Consider the following 15,743-nt stretch of genomic DNA (forward strand, 5'->3'; position numbering starts at 1 on the left):
GAGCTTACTCGTTACCGAGATAATCTTTATCCCTGGTGCCTAGATATACTCATCCCAGAAATCCCGGTCGTCCGATTCAGTAGCCGTTCCTATTGGCCGAGATTTGATGAAATTCTGACCTTCTTCGCTCCGAAGAAAATTATCTAAGGCTAGTAATGCCTCCCGCAGTTGAGTTAGCTTCTGCTTACCCCACGCGACGGAATGAGCTTCATCGTTGTTAATAACATTCCTTTGGATCGCGTCCTCGAATTCTGACCGCTCGTTAAACCAGTCAATCCTAGATGCCTTATCGTAATGGTCCATGATAATATGCATCTTAACAAGACGCGAGACCGCTGGAAGGGCTGATTTTACGGCGGAGATATGCTCATCGAAGACTTTCTCCGGATCGGCCTGTCCGGACGCGGCTTTCATAATTTCATCGACACTAGCTTTGTCTTTGGCTGCCTTTAACTTCTCTATTAACGCATCCTTATCATCGACCAACTTCTCCAAACCGATAATCTCTTCTTTCAAATCTTCGATCTCGTCCAATACGGTTTGGTGATCTGCAGCATGAACCGTTTTTGCGCCTGGCAGCTTTTTGATCGCCTTTTTTGCCGCCTTGATCCACTCTGCCTTCTTATTTTCCCATACGTGATCGTTGCGCTTTTCAAGATCGATATTCGTGGATTTTACGGCCGTCCTCAGGTCTATAACCGAGGAGGGTTTATTGATATCCAGCGCTTGAATCAGGCCGAGGGTTCTAGTGACCTCGCTAAAAGAAACTGGTGGCACAACAATTGGTAATGTTGTGTGGGACTTGGCCCATGCCGCACCGAGTTCCATCAGGCAAAATGCACTCTCCATGTATGACGGAGTCATAAGTAGTAATACTAGCTTAGGCTGCTGAATTTGTTCCCTCATGTATTTGTTGAAATCTTCTGTCATCGGCACTCCATGCCCTTCAACGCTAGAGCAAAATATTTCAGCATGAGGTACACCGATGCCCTCCTTTAAAAAGTCCGTCAGGAGTTTAGCTAGTTTGGTATCGGCGACAGCGTGACTGAGAAAAATAGCAGCCATAGGAAATCTCATTAGACAGTGTTTTGTTTCCGGTACATATCGCGCGCGCCAATGTCACTCAGAGACAATAGAGTTAAAGTTCGCTAACGACTGGCAAATGTTTGACTAGATACCCACCTTTTACAGATGTGTATCGCCAGCGAATTATCCAGTCGCGCTCCTCTCAGAAATTACTCCAGATCCGAGAATCGACGTTAGTCCCACGAAAACGAATTAGATTGACCTATACGTCAAATCCAAAAGCAAGATGATCGTACATACAGGCAAGTTTTCTGAAATACGAACGATATGAACCCTCTTTTAGCTTATCGGAATTGTCTTTCAAAAACTTTTCGAGTGCAGCCAAGTCGATCTCATTTTTAGGCTGGAATGGAAGCATCAGGGACGCCTTCTCCGGCGTTGTCCGATCAATTATCTCTTGAGTTGAAAGCCCCTGAAAATCCCTCTCAAACTGCGCGCGATAAGCATTTGTTGTAAAACCGCGCCTAAACGTCCGGGTTGCGACTAATCTCGCGTCGGCATAAACACACTCATCGAGAGCATCTCTATCCGAAATCCCCGCCTCCCGGAAGTATCTAAAGGATGGAATATTAGCCTTAGAAAGTTTCTTGAATAAAGGGTATGTTGACTTCAGTATTTCGTCAGCTTTATATGATGTACTGTCTTTCAATATATCAACGAATACATCATCAACCGTAATACCAGTGTACCCGCGTGCAGTCATAACCTCTTTTTGTTTCTCGGTGACGGATTCTTCGCGCTTTCTAAACGCCTCAGCCACACCTACACCTACCACAAACTCGATATCATCCTTCTCGCCGATGTCATCTAGATCCCGCACCGCAAGCTTAACCTCCGGGTCGGTGGATTTCACCAACTCGTACATCTGCTCCTTGCAGTATCGCAAAACACGAGCAGGAATTTTTCTCTTAGTAGCCTCTACTGCTGCATAGATTTTTGAAAAGTCGTGCGTGCGGATTAGTGTCACGCGCACTTTGCTTGCTCCAATAGTGATTGTTGCTCCTTCGAACGCGTCTTGCTCGTCGCCGTGCGCGCGCTCAACAAAGATGAGGTTTTCTTCTAATTGCTTAAGCTTATCGGCACCAACGCATCGCGCAATTGACCCAATAATGTCTTGGATATGAGGATCGTTGATGGAATAACCGAGGAAAATAACAGGATGTTCAACGAAGATTGTGATGAGCTTTGCAGCGAGGTAAGGATTTTTATCTTGGAAATCCAGATAGTCGTCTTCGGTTAAAATGAGCGATGAAGGACGCGACGAGCAACCATGAATCTTGTAAATTTCAGCAATGGATTGAGGATTGGAGAATATCAACTCTTCCTGTCCAATGAAGACCTTATAATCAGGGAAAAGATCTTCAAGCAGTAGATCCCAGTTCGTTGTTATTATGCCATCGACGTTCATTCGCGACAGAACGTTGATCTCGTCGGCAAGCCCCTTGTCTTTGTATTCAAGGGACAGCCCGCGCAGGTATTGTGCAATTTCGAATTTTAACGACGCCGACTGTTCGGTGGCTTCGTTTCCATATTCCTGCTTGCTTTTTTCATAGTCAACATGCTCCCACCACATAGGATTGAAGTCTTTTGCCATAAGGGTTGCAGTGCGCGGCAAGTCACCGTTAGCATTGGAAAGGTAAAAGCCATAATCTTTGATATTCTTACAGAACCTAGCAAGAAGATCGGACCAGGTTTCGAGCCCGATATAGCGCCTTGAAAAACCTGAACCCACGAAAAGAAATGGGGCAGAGCCGCTGTTTTGAAGAGCATTGGTAAGGCTATCGGTGATATTGACCACTGTATAACTCGCGGTAGAAAGCAGGAAGCCTTAGCTAACACAAATCGCTGATTCGCCTCCAGAAATTTGCCTGAGCGTACGAATTGAGAGTCGGCTACGAAGTCTGTCTACGCAACCGAAGATCGGGTGACGTTCGAGGTGAATAGGCTATATTATTGAAAATAATATAGAAGATAAGCGGGATTTCCCGTAGAGGAAGCCGAGCAATCGCTGATTTACAAATTCAAAGTAGAAAGACCCGGTAACAGTGGCTTTAGAACGGGTGCATTATACAATATACGTGGATTCGGCATCGAAGAAGCGCCTTACGAAAGCCACCGGGAGTTTCCCAAACGCATCCGATGGGCGGCAAAGAGCGGCGATATCAGAAAACCAGTGATAGACACGGGTTTCCAATTTTGACCCAGCCCAGTGGTGCCGGTCTATATTTAATAAGGATCGCCAATTGGCTACCCCCCGCGTCACATACGCAATTGGCGACATCCATGGTTGTTCGGAATTATTGAAAATTCTCTTAGAGAAAATTCACGAAGACGCCCATGAGCGTGGGAATGATTATCGTCTGATATTTCTTGGCGATATAATCGACCGAGGCCCAGATAGTCGTGGCGCTATGGAACTTGTTTATCAGGCTCTTCGAGAGGCTCCCGAAAATCGGTTATTATTGGGCAACCACGACGAATTTCTCCTCCGTATTTTGGCGTGTACCAATGAGAGCGAGGCCGTCTTATCTCACTGGCATAAGAAAGTGGGCGGTGAACAGACAATCATATCTTATGGATTACTGGGCAACCAACATCCCGTCTTCCTGGCAGAAGAATTTGAAAATCATCACTGTCACCACGTTCAAATGCTTAAATCAGCGGACAATATGATCATCGAGAACGACTACGTTTTCGTACACGCGGGCATCCGACCAAATGTTCCGCTCGTCGATCAGAAAGAAAAAGATTTGCGCTGGATCAGGCAGGAATTTCTGGATCACACAGAACATCACGAAAAATCGTTGTGCACGGGCATACGATTACAGACAATTTCTATCCAGAAATTCGGAATAATCGAATTGCTATAGATACCGGAGCTTATAGAAGCGGTGTTCTCACAGCCGTAGCTATCGAAAAAGAGTGCCCACGATTTTTAATGGCTCATCAATAAGATTAAAACTGTTTCCTTAATCACCTAATCAGGATCACAGGGACTTATCCCAATATCCCAATGCTTACGAAGAAGGCGTAAATGTAATTCTTGACGCAGATATGCCGGTTGCGCAGGGACAGGCTTATTAAAGCCTTCATAATGAACGGGCTATCATTGATGCTTAGCGATTGCCCCGCAGACACGCGTGGCTCCCACTTCCAAAACTGAGATGAAGTCTATTCGCTTGGTGCTATGGTAGGCATGAGTAGTTTTCCAGCTATTTGCGGAAGCTGATCCAAATTCACTCGTTCTTTTAAAGTGACAGCTGTCATTAACTGCCAATCCAGATATTGATCGAATTTAGCGATGTTTGGATGAGATACTCCCTTCATCATTGCACCATTGCTTGGCGTATCGCCGACCGCTAGCCTATCAAGCAAGCTCTGAACGCCTTCAATGGAACAGTCTCCAATCTCTATCGCGTGAGAAAATACTGCTGACTTGTAATCCTGGGATAAGAAGGCCAGCGACAGGGTGTTAAGGTTTTTAGTACCCACCCAGGGAAACAAGATCACTCCTTCACCGAAGGAGATTATCGCGTTGTCTGTCAGCCCCATTTCAATATAGGCTGAACGAGCACTTTGAAGCATTTCTAGTGCAGTTGTGTCCAGGTAAGGGTAGACACCAGTACTCTCTAAGACCTCACGCATCCGGGCGACGATTATATCGTGAATGTCACCACCCTTGCCGTCAAACTGAGGCAACTGCGCTCCTTTTGATGGCTTCACCTGGACGATGCGTGCACCATCGTCCACGGCTATAACCGACCAACGTCTTCCAGAGAAAATTAGCGTCTCCCCAGGCTTCAAGACAGAGGTTAGAGGATAACTACCCAGAACGCGGCTATCATGAAGAATGCGATACTCGCGCTCTGTTGCGAATACCGGGTAGAATTCATACGATTCAGTGATTTTTTCTCCCTCTTCACCCACCATAAGCAAACCATCGGGAGACTGCTCAATCAGGCGGTTGTCCGGCGACCCCATACAGCGCAACAATTGGCTGAAAAGCGCCTTATCAACTGTTTTGAAGGGCCCCTTTTCACAAAGTATATGCCAAGCCGAACGTGCACTAATTCCTCCGTACTGCAACGCAAGTGCTAACACCTGATGCAACAACGTAGATAGATGTAAGCCAGATTCGTTTGGCGGCTCGCACACATCTTCGCGCATTAACTCGACGGTCGCGATAGACTGAACAAGCTCCAGATTCAGCCTGTCTAATGGGTGTTGCCCGCGCTGAGGCTTTCTTTCGATCACGAAAATTCTCAAAATTGCTGGCTTATTGAGCCTCCGACCGGACCGCCCAACTCTTTGTTTTAGTGACGAGACCGAAAAACCAGGGCCAATTTGTGCGACTGTTTCAACACTTCCAATATCGATCCCCAGTTCGAGCGTCGTGGTCGCGACTGCAGTCGTAGGACGAGGATCGTCTTTCAAGCGCGTTTCTAGATCCTCGCGCTCGGGTTTGGATAGGCTTCCATGGTGAGGAAAGAACTCGTTCGGAACGTGATTTTCATCGCACATTTGACGCAGGAGATCTGCATATAGCTCTACCTTTTGCCTGGAACCTGCAAAAAGAAGATGTTTTTCACCTCTCAAGAAACGATAAAGATCGTCGGCCAATCGTTGAGGAACGGCTGAACGCTGGTCTGCGACTATTGATTTCTTTTCTTTCTGATCATCTGGATAGTAGCCTCGGATTTGTAGCCGAACACCGTTACCTTCATCATCACCTTCGATTATACGTACTTGATGGCCGCCAGAAGGCCTGAGAGACTCCGCCGCCAACGACATATTGCCGAGAGTGGCAGATAGACCTATTCGATCAATGCTTTCCCGATCACAAGCTACTTCGATACGGTTCAGAATTGACTGAAGCTGCATTCCTCGTTCTGAGCCAATAAATGCATGCAGTTCATCAATCACCACGGCGTCAAGTGACGAGAACAGACGTCTAACGTCCCCGCCCCTACGAACCAGAAGAGCTTCCAAAGATTCCGGTGTGATTAATACAATACCATTTGGCCGAGACCGAGCTTTTGATTTCGCACTGGAAGATACGTCACCATGCCATTTATGTACCTGTATGCCGCAGGCCTCGCATAGTTCCTCCAGCCTACGAAATTGATCATTAATCAAGGCTTTCAGGGGGCTAACATACATAAGCGCGAAGCCGTCATACGTATCTTTGGCCAGTATCCTTGTGATAAGCGGCAACATCGCTGCTTCGGTTTTTCCAGCCGCCGTCCGTGCCGATACAATAACATCGCCACCAGTCAAGATCGCTGGTATTGCCTGCTCCTGGACGTTCCGCAGTTGTTTCCATTTCTGTTGCCAGATCCAACGTTGGACTTGTGGGGCCAGTAGGTCAAAGGCGGAAGGATGAGAGCTCGTCATTTTCGTCAATCGCCGTTTCTGGCAAAACCAGATCACTTTGTCCCTGATTGTCTTCAGGAAGGTCTACAACCTCAATCAGATCGGACCATTGAGTGTCGGGGTTCTGTTCTATGATTGCTAGCAGATCTACGAAGGCTTTGATCGTGTTTCGGGGTGTACGGAAATACGCATCGCCGATTGTATTCGCACAATGATCCATGAACACGGCAAGTGCTTCGTCTGGAACCAAGTAGTTTTCTGACTGACCACTCGCAAAAACGTCGCGGAGCCGCTCTAACAGGTGGTACATCTCTTCCTGTGTCAAGCTTGGCAACCGAATGACCGGACCCGTGTAATCAGCAAGATTGCTCGAAGCGAAGCTGTTTTCAGCAAGTCGGCTTTGGAGAGCTTCGTAAGAGTAAAGCCCACGTCGCGTGTCTAGGAGAAACTCAGGGGTTCCGCCCAAGATAAACCCGATGCCCTCCGTTGTGCCCTGCAGAACGTCATTTAAGATTCGAAGAATTTGCTCGTAATTTTGCTTTCGTGCCTGTGAATTTTGGAGTTTGTAGAGATTTACAAGTTCATCAAGACAAACCAGAAGGCCACCAAATCCTGCAACGCGGACAAATTTTGCAAGCAGTCTTAGCGCGTCATAGAATGAGGCATCATCCAGAATGGTGCGAACACCGAGATCCGCACGCGCCTCGGTTTTTGTTGTGTATTCACCACGAAGCCAGCGCAGAGCAGAGTCTTGCAGTTCACCATTCCCCTCTTCGTAACCTCGGGCGTACGCGGCTATCACTGATGCGAAATCATAGCCTGCAACCATTTCACGGATATCGGCCAACCCATCTTTGATTGCAGTTTCAATCGGAATCTTCTTGGCGAACGCAACCTCATTTGCTTTCTGGATATAGCTTTCAAGAATGTTTCTTAGTGCGCCGCCTTCGGGAGCTGTGCGTGTAGCCAGACTGCGAACCAATTCCGCGTAAAGCGAGCGCGCCTGCCCGTTCGTCGCATGTATACGTCGATCTGGCGACAAATCGGCCTGACATACCGCTAGTCGACTCTGCAACGCTATCTGTCGAACGAGGAATAGAAAGAAAGTTTTTCCTGCTCCGTATGATCCGATCACAAAACGAATGCTCGATCCACCCTCTGATACCCTCCGGATATCCTTGATCATAGCCTCGATCTCACGCTGACGACCGACCTGTATATGCTGAAGGCCCATGCGTGGAACCACCCCTGCCCGCAGCGCATTGATGATCGTATCGCGATCACGAAGCTTGATCAGTGGCTTGCTTGTCGACATGAACTCTTCCTAACTCGATATATGTAATTCAATTGCCTGAGGGCAAAACGTCTACGTTAATCAACACTGGGTCGGTACCTTCAATGATTAATTCATCAAAGGTATCCAAACTCCATTCGTTAAGTGCTTCCTTCGCGGCACCTGGCAGCATTCCAGCCTGACGTATCAACACTTCAAAATCGGCAGCCGACCACGAACTCTTCTGTGAAAGTTCAGAGAGCAAAGTGCCATATCGATGTTCAAGCCCTTCAAAAATCTCGCTTTTCTGCTTTGTATCCGAGGTTGAAATGTCATTCTCGGTGATCTCTTCTTCTTCGAAGATGTCGGATAACACATTCGACGTAATCGTGGTTTCAGCACGAATACGCTGCAGCCTATTCAAATCAATACCTCTGCTTGGTGCATCAGCAACGGCAGATTTTGACTCTCTGGAGGAGTGGACATTTGTCGACGTGCCATCATGCAACTGAGCGTAAAGTTCGTTGGATGAAATGCCCATACGCTTGAAGATGAGTTCAAGCTTCCGCACTTCTTCTTTATGCAAGCTTCCGTCAGCAGAGGCAGTAGCAATAAGTTCTTCAGCAACAGCGTTCTTTGAGGCTTCAGGTATATCTTTAAGGCGCTTCAACCAATCATCCAGACGAGAGGGGTTTCGTTCGGCCAGACGGATTTCAGCCGCTAATCGGCAACATTCATCCTCTTGGATATTAACGTCCTTTTCGATCTGCTCTATGAGCAATGCATGTTCCCTTTGATGAAAATGTCCATCTGAAAACGCAACAATCATACCAAGCATTACACTGAGTTGTCTGGTACGATAAGCAGTGCTTGCCTCTGATAACCTGTCGTTGATTTGCGAGAAAACTAAAACTTCATCCGTCAACGTACCGGTTTTAGACGTGAAACCAGGATCGCAACTTATCCCAAAACCAAACGAAGCGCATACTGCCGACAATTCGCGCAATTTCGCCTTCGATACTGTGGACCCAACATCTACACCAACGGTCTCCGCGAGCGCCTTGATTGTTGTTGGTTCCTGCTTCAGAGCAAGTGCTTCAATTAAATCGAGCGGTCGACCTTCAATAGTGAGCGCCATTTGCCGTCGGATCGCGTCCGGAAGCTTGGACGCCGCTAAAAGATTTGGCTTTTGATCTGCAATCCGTCCGAGAGCCCTGCTGTAATCGTCGAGTGCTTCGGTACACTTTTCCAAAACGTCGCGCGCTGTCGTAAGGGGTTCCGCCCGATCAGACACATCAGGAATCTTGCCACCTCCTATGTCAATATCACAGGAGAATGTGCCACTGCACGCCTGATATCTCTTTTTCAAGCTCTTTGTGCGGCCCGGCTTAAGAACATATCCGTTCGGAAACAGCCGATTGATTTCTTGCGCGTAAAGGAGTGCAAGTTCCTGGAACGCCCTCTTCGCTGGTGTGCGAACCCGCGTCTCAGGATGACTTATCGCAAAACGCAGTAGCAAATCTGGTTCAAAAGGCAGGCCGTCTCTTACTCGTAGTCCAAGGCTAATCTTAATCGCGGTTGGAACTTCATAGCCATTTGCCTGCAACCCCGAAGGAACGTCAGCAAAGTTTCGCCCCGACTTTATTTCGACGACGGATAACAAATCAGACGCATATCGGCGGAAGGAATGATTGGAACCGAAAATATTCAAAAGACGGTGAACTTCGTCGGCCACGACATCAAAATCAGCGTTTCCATCATCCAACATCAATCGGCGTTCAAGCCCGTAGAAGTAGAGGAAAACATAGCCAATATATGTATCGGGGTCCGAGCGATCACTTGCGAGCCAAGCCAAGTATGAATGACGCGCGGAAGGTGACATGTATTCGTAAGACGGCCAATACCCCATAGTTTCGCCGAATGCGTCACCAACATTCGCTATCTGATGAGACGGGTCTACCAGACAGTTTTCCTGTTCGTATCTTTGACCGTGCTTTGGCAGGTATTTTCCAAAGTAGAACATGCCATTAGTTATTTTGAACGGGCCTACCTGCACCTCTGTACCAGGCCGCACCCAATTGGCGACGCGAGGCACGGTAGTTTCGGCGGTCCGGAGACGTCTGTCATCCACTTTCGAAAAAGTGCCGTTCAGTACATTTTTATTAACCCACTCGTGAACACGGCGATTGTGCAGATCAATAGGCGAAGGTGATGGAATTACCGGAGACGAGTTTTGTCGCTCTGACGGTTCAATGACCATAACCAATTCATCATTATAATTGGCATTCACCTTAGCTTTTTTCATCATCGGTTCAGTTCTAACAGATGCCGCAGCCGAAAATTGCGGATCAACGTCATTCAACCCCGCCATTTTGTGTCTACGCTTGCGCGCCCATGCCCAAAAAGCAGCAATCGCACACAAAGCGAGGAATACTTTAAATCCTCCGTTCGTCTCGACTGTGTTTTCAGGTAAGCGTACAACATTGCGCCCAGGCTCCTTCCAGTCTCCTGATGACTGCAACGGCTGTGAATTAAGCGTGGGTTTCGGTTCAATTACTTGCAGTCTGTCTTTCTTCGTTGCAGCTTCGTCCCCTGAAACAGTCGGGGGCGCAGACGTTCCTGCGACTGGTTGCACTTCTTTTGCAGGAAACAATGCTTCCAAAGTTACTGAGTTAATGACGCCAGTAACAGAAAGTCCCTTCTGTGATTGAAATGCTTTCAAAGCCTCGATGGATTTTTTACCCCAAATCCCATCAACGCTTCCTAAGCTATAGCCCTGCTCGGTAAGCGCCGCCTGAATCTCTTTAGGCGTTTTTGATTGTGCACTGGCCGAAAACCCAGAGCCGCAAAGAAATCCGACTATTACCAATAAGCAAAAAAAAGCCCGCACAAACGACTACCCCATACCCGCATGAACGCATACTATACACGTCGAGGATGCAGAGCCAATAGGTGTATTCTCGTGGTCGATGCTGATATTTTATTCGACAGGCGCGGAAAACTATAGCGGTCGCCGGTCATCACCCGAAGTTGCAAATCTAGGGTGTTAATCCAATTTTTCACCACTCTCCAATGGCCCACCGCCGATCAGTATATCTTTGACCTTATCAGCGTCAGCGTCTTCGACGGATTCTATTCTATAAGTTTTCCCATTCGCCACTAAAAACTGCGGACCACTTAAAGCGACAGAAGACAGAACATTACTCGCATCTGAAATGAACTCATCAATCGTCCAAAGCTTTCCAGTCTTCATAAGAAGTACATCCAACGGTTCATAGCGATGGCATTTTCAATGCCATCGTTCAGGAATACTAATTTTTATTTTACAAAATTCCTGTCAATTGCCCCGATACTAGTTTCCATTAACCACGCTTGCGAGTGCTGTATGAAAACGCATGAGCGCCTGCTACTAGATACCTGTATCATAAGCCAATTTGCTTACAAGAATCCTCCGCATCAGCTTATCACATGGATGAAGAGTTTTCCGGACAATTATTTTGTGATCTCTGTTTCGACCGTAATCGAGATACAGAAGGGAATAGAAAATCTCCGGCTCTCGGGTTCGCCCCGCGCGGATGCATTGGAGGAATGGCTAGACCGATTGCTCGCTAGTGACCTCGTTTGCCTTGATCAAGACGTCATCACTGCAAGAATAGTCGGACAGATGATCTCTACGCCAGCCTTGAAATCTCTGTGGGTCCCAGACGCAAAATCCAAGAAGCCGAAATTTGGTCAAGACCTGCAAATAGCAGCGGCTTCCATACGTCACCAAATTCCGATAGCGACAGAGAACATCAGCGACTTCCTTCGCATTCATCAATGTTACAAACTGCCTGGACTGTGCAATCCTGCTACAGGTGAATGGTATGCTGGATCGAAAAAAGCAGAAATAGTGCCTTGACTCCCAGATTTTGTTCCTGTTATGTTCCCATCATGAAACACGCGCTCACCCATTCCCCATTGCTGACTATGCTCCCTGTTGAGCTTGTCGCCTGCGCGCGTCGAATACGTACCTTCTGAGTTTTTGAACCCCGCAGTTCATAGACGGCTTGCCGTCCTCAGGAGCAATGCAATGTTCCATTCCATTAATGATGTCCTAGCTGACGCACATCTTCGTGCGGCCAGCAACTTATTTGCACCTTCAGTTGTTTTAAAGTGCAGGGGCCGCGCGCTCTTTCGATCACAGAAGGCTCGAAACCTAGCTTGCTATTTTGACCTCAGTCCCGACGTATTGGCATGGTCGTGCCTGCCGATCCTGGTCGGCTCAACACAGACATTTCACATCCCAGACTTCGCAGTTCAGAGAGTGGATGGCGACTACCTTGTCGATGTCCATGACACACCGGAATGGGCTCTTGCGGCGGCAGAGGATGAAGGCTGGTTCTATGACCAGCACACCTACAAAATGATTGAACAAACAATCATTTTTAATGCCGTCGATCTCGTTCCCTTTGCCTCATCTACGGTTTCGCTCGGAGACCGACTTCGACTACTTTCCGCGTTAGACGATGACGGTCCTCTACCTCTTAAACATTGCTGCCAGTTGGTGCGCAATGCCAGCGAACCGATGAGCGCTTTGGCCGCGCTCTATTTTTCTGGAGAAGTTTCATTCGACCTGAATGAAAGAATAAGCCCGGAAACTAGGGTTTCGAGAACTTAATCTCACTTCAAAATCAGAATTATCCAAATCGGCATTCGACGTCCGATAACGAGGAGGCTTACCATGAGCAATCTGAATTATTTAGCTGAAACGATTAATACGCTCGAAAAATTGGTCAATGATCTCAAGATTTTACGCGAGGGCAAACAACCGGACCTGAACCTTCTGGATGACAGCCCACTTCTTAACGACTGGGTTCGAACAACACGCGCCTTGCCTTGCCTGGAGGGAATGGTTCTAGAGCACCCGAAGCTGGGTAGCCGCAGACTGATTACGACTAGCGAACTGTTTTATGTCGATCCGCAGTTGCACTTTGCGCGGACGTATTCCCGATTTTATCGACTTGGTAAACCCGCCAAAGTCAGAGGTCTGCGTTAATTTTTGAGGGCGACGTCTATGACAATGTTTCGAATATCACACTGCAACTGCCGGTCTCCATCTTTCAATGCTGTGAAACCTTGTGAGAAAACAGAATGCAGAATTTTCAACAGACGCCAGAAGCTCTGGCTTTGCGCCTTGCAGTGGCGCATTTTACTCGGCAAATCAGAAGGCGCGGTCTTCAAGATTTGCTCGCGGGCCGGGTGCTCGACCTAGTTATCACATGTGAACATGCCGATGACCTGGAGCTCTTTGAGAAAGCACTTGGTCGGCTGGACTATTACAATTCGAAACGGCCGTCACAGCGAAGCGTTATCCAATTAACTGCCCAAAAGCGAGATCACGTTGATTTTGGTGATGACCATGTCACATACAAGCAGACGGTCTATTTCGCACCACAGGTAACTTCGTTACCACAACAAGTATTGGACTCCGCTGACGATATCATCGAAATGAAGCTCGATGGCTCCCTGTGTGAATCGATTGCGAAAGAAAATCTTCGAACTCCACCTCGTTTTTCCCATCTGCCTGTCCCTGCCCCGTTCTCGTTACGCATTCTGGCTTCGATGATCTGTCAATCATGGAGCGATCAGGACGTTCAACACAAGCTTGATCGCGTGACCAGACGAGCAAAGGCGATCCGCACAAATAGCGAGATCAACCTCGACAATATCGCTGGATATGGGGAAGCAGCGTCTTGGGGAAAAATGCTTGCAGAAGATTTATCTCTCTTCGCCAAGCGAGAACTGGACTGGGAGGATATTGATCGCGGCGTGTTACTCTGTGGCCCTCCAGGCGTCGGCAAAACGCTTTTTGCTCGTGCATTAGCTGGAACCTGCAGAGTACCCTTGTTTGCGCACTCTCTAGCCCAGTGGCAGGCCAAAGGTAGCTTAGACGACCTCCTCAAAGCGATGCTTCGTGCATTTGAGCAGGCGAAACGGGAAGCGCCATGCATCTTGTTTGTCGACGAAGTTGACAGTTTCGGAACACGATCTCAGCTTTCTGGAAGAAATTCCAATTACGCGCGGCAGGTTATCAATGGATTTTTGCAGTGCTTGGATGGTTTGGATGGGCGAGAAGGTGTCGTCGTAGTTGCAGCGACTAACGATATCAATGCAATTGACCCGGCGATCATTCGTTCCGGACGAATTGAACGGCATGTCCACATCACCCTCCCCGATGCAGTGGGAAGGGAGCAAATCCTCAAATACCACTTGCGAGACGCCTTGCCAGGGGAAGACATTTCCGGAATCGCGATTAGGCTTGAAGGTGCGTCAGGTGCAGACATTGCCCGACTGGTGCGAGAAGCACGGAGCCGCGCACGAGCGAGGAAAGCCCCTCTAAGCGCGTCAGACCTCGCCATCAATATTCCTTCTCCGCGCCCGGTATGTATTCAAGACATCCGTCGAACAGCCATTCACGAAGCCGGGCACGCTGTCGTTGCAGATGAATTGTTCGATGTGACAGGCATCAAACCGGTTTCGGTTCATCTGAGGCGAACCTTCCGAGACAGTGATTGCAACCTTGGTGGCACACTGATGCAAATTCGAGCAGATAGAATTCTCACAACCAGAGCCGCGTACGATGCTCAGATTTGCACACTTTTGGCTGGGTTAGCCGCCGAGCAGGTCGTGTTTGGCGAGACGACAGATGGCAGCGGCGGCGGCTCTCATTCTGATCTAGCAGAAGCAACCAGAATCGCTATCCGAATGGAAGCCTCGTTCGGCTTGGGTAACGATCTGGCTTTCTCAGCTACTATGAATTTGTGCGACGAAACCCTGCTGCGTCAAAATTCCCATCTCCATCAGCGTGTGAATGAAATTCTTAAAATCCAGTTTGATAGAGCGGTCGGCATCATCGAGAAAAAAGCGAAAGCCGTTTCTTCAATCGCCGCGAAGCTTGAACGTTATTCGGCACTCAATGAAAGACAACTGAAAAGGATCTTCCTGCGAGAACTGTAATATTTCGGCCGAATTGGCTAATGCGTTGTGAAGGACGGTATTACGATGTCGTGCCAATGCCGTCTGATGCGCATCAGCGCGAAACAGAATTAAGCGAAGCACAGATAGAAAAGCTCAATGGTGATGGGAGAACAGCTTGCAAATCGGCATTTTTTGCGTCGAGAAAATTAGCAAATAACATTGACCGTTACGCTTACTGTTTCATCGGCAGGACGTTAGTTATAATTACGAGCTGGCTCTTCACATCACTTCCAAACCGATTATAAAGACCACGCGGTGCCAATCGTGGGAAACTAGACTGCAGCTAATTCCCTATTCCTCGGAAACCCATAAGGGGCGAGCGACCGCGTCATCAAAAGGCCTTTGATGAAGTAATCCAAAGTCATGGCACCGGGAAAGGTGTAAACATGAATTTCATAGACAAACTAGGCGTCGGCCTGCTGGTTTTTGAGATCGTTTATTGTTTCTTAATCTAACGGCATGAACGCCACACACGTGTTCGGTTCGAGGTGACCACGTGTAAAAAAGAAGGCTCCGTGCTGCAACACGGAGCCTTCACTTTTTTTGTGTAACGTGAACCATAGACAAGCTCAAACTCAGGATACCGCATTCTCTTGCCATGAGTAAACAGAGAATTTTGCGTAGACGAAAACTATGCAAAGGGTGGGTCCCAAAATCGACCGCTACCTCTCGCGTAAATTGCATTGGGATAACCGAGCGCCGGATTCAAAACCTCTGTACTCCCCTGTTGTTCCGTTAACCTTGCAATACAAGTAGAAAAAACAGTCTTGATTTTGGCTTCGGGTTGTGAGATGTCATCAACGCACGTGAATTATGATCACGCTTGGAGCAATACAATGATAACAGCCATATCCAAAGTAGCGAAGGACGCGCACAAGCACTAAATCTTTGATTTAGTGATGGCTAATTATCATTTTTTGATGCTCATCCCGTCCTTCCTCCATTTCTAAAACAGCTTAACTGAACATCGTCATTCCGTTGCTCATCGCAA

General features: G+C 47.9%; 11 protein-coding genes. 5 read left to right on the forward strand and 6 right to left on the reverse strand.

Annotated elements, in window-relative coordinates; genetic code table 11:
* Positions 1-39 precede the first annotated feature (39 nt).
* Complete coding sequence (locus tag FIB18_RS13950; protein ID WP_140021292.1) at positions 40-1,065, reverse strand: toll/interleukin-1 receptor domain-containing protein; 1,026 nt, start codon at positions 1,063-1,065, stop codon at positions 40-42.
* A gap of 223 nt (positions 1,066-1,288) precedes the next feature.
* Positions 1,289-2,884, reverse strand: a complete 1,596-nt coding sequence (locus FIB18_RS13955; protein WP_140021293.1) for an SIR2 family protein — start codon at positions 2,882-2,884, stop codon at positions 1,289-1,291.
* A gap of 445 nt (positions 2,885-3,329) precedes the next feature.
* Here FIB18_RS13955 and FIB18_RS13960 point away from each other — a divergent pair, with 445 nt between their 5' ends.
* Entirely contained in the window at positions 3,330-3,956 is a 627-nt protein-coding gene (locus tag FIB18_RS13960) for a metallophosphoesterase (protein WP_158295709.1), read from the forward strand.
* Between the two features lie 301 nt (positions 3,957-4,257).
* Here the strand turns inward: FIB18_RS13960 and FIB18_RS13965 are convergent, their stop codons facing one another.
* The 4 genes from FIB18_RS13965 to FIB18_RS13980 all read right to left on the reverse strand — a co-directional run bounded on the left by FIB18_RS13965 (position 4,258) and on the right by FIB18_RS13980 (position 10,985).
* Positions 4,258-6,480, reverse strand: coding sequence for a DEAD/DEAH box helicase (locus tag FIB18_RS13965; protein ID WP_140021460.1), 2,223 nt, complete (start codon positions 6,478-6,480; stop codon positions 4,258-4,260).
* Positions 6,452-7,774, reverse strand: a complete 1,323-nt coding sequence (locus FIB18_RS13970; protein WP_140021295.1) for an ATP-binding protein — start codon at positions 7,772-7,774, stop codon at positions 6,452-6,454. The genes FIB18_RS13965 and FIB18_RS13970 overlap by 29 nt, the downstream gene beginning before the upstream one ends.
* Positions 7,775-7,802: 28 nt before the next feature.
* The gene (locus FIB18_RS13975) at positions 7,803-10,622 is read right to left on the reverse strand and encodes a TerB N-terminal domain-containing protein (RefSeq protein WP_140021296.1); all 2,820 of its coding nucleotides are present in this window, start codon (positions 10,620-10,622) and stop codon (positions 7,803-7,805) included.
* Positions 10,623-10,778: 156 nt separating this feature from the next.
* Entirely contained in the window at positions 10,779-10,985 is a 207-nt protein-coding gene (locus tag FIB18_RS13980; RefSeq protein WP_140021297.1) for a hypothetical protein, read from the reverse strand.
* A 132-nt stretch (positions 10,986-11,117) separates the two neighbouring features.
* On the opposite strand from FIB18_RS13980, the gene FIB18_RS13985 reads away from it, so the two are divergent.
* The 4 genes from FIB18_RS13985 to FIB18_RS14000 all read left to right on the forward strand — a co-directional run bounded on the left by FIB18_RS13985 (position 11,118) and on the right by FIB18_RS14000 (position 14,731).
* Positions 11,118-11,633: a type II toxin-antitoxin system VapC family toxin gene (locus tag FIB18_RS13985; RefSeq protein WP_140021298.1), complete on the forward strand. Its 516-nt coding sequence runs from the start codon at positions 11,118-11,120 to the stop codon at positions 11,631-11,633.
* Positions 11,634-11,804: 171 nt separating this feature from the next.
* Entirely contained in the window at positions 11,805-12,392 is a 588-nt protein-coding gene (locus FIB18_RS13990) for a hypothetical protein (protein ID WP_140021299.1), read from the forward strand.
* A gap of 63 nt (positions 12,393-12,455) precedes the next feature.
* A complete protein-coding gene (locus FIB18_RS13995) occupies positions 12,456-12,770 on the forward strand; it encodes a DUF6634 family protein (protein WP_140021300.1) in 315 nt (104 codons plus the stop codon).
* A gap of 95 nt (positions 12,771-12,865) precedes the next feature.
* Positions 12,866-14,731, forward strand: coding sequence for an AAA family ATPase (locus tag FIB18_RS14000; RefSeq protein ID WP_140021301.1), 1,866 nt, complete (start codon positions 12,866-12,868; stop codon positions 14,729-14,731).
* Positions 14,732-15,743 lie beyond the last annotated feature (1,012 nt).

This window comes from Brucella pecoris (assembly GCF_006376675.1).
Lineage (GTDB): Bacteria > Pseudomonadota > Alphaproteobacteria > Rhizobiales > Rhizobiaceae > Brucella > Brucella pecoris.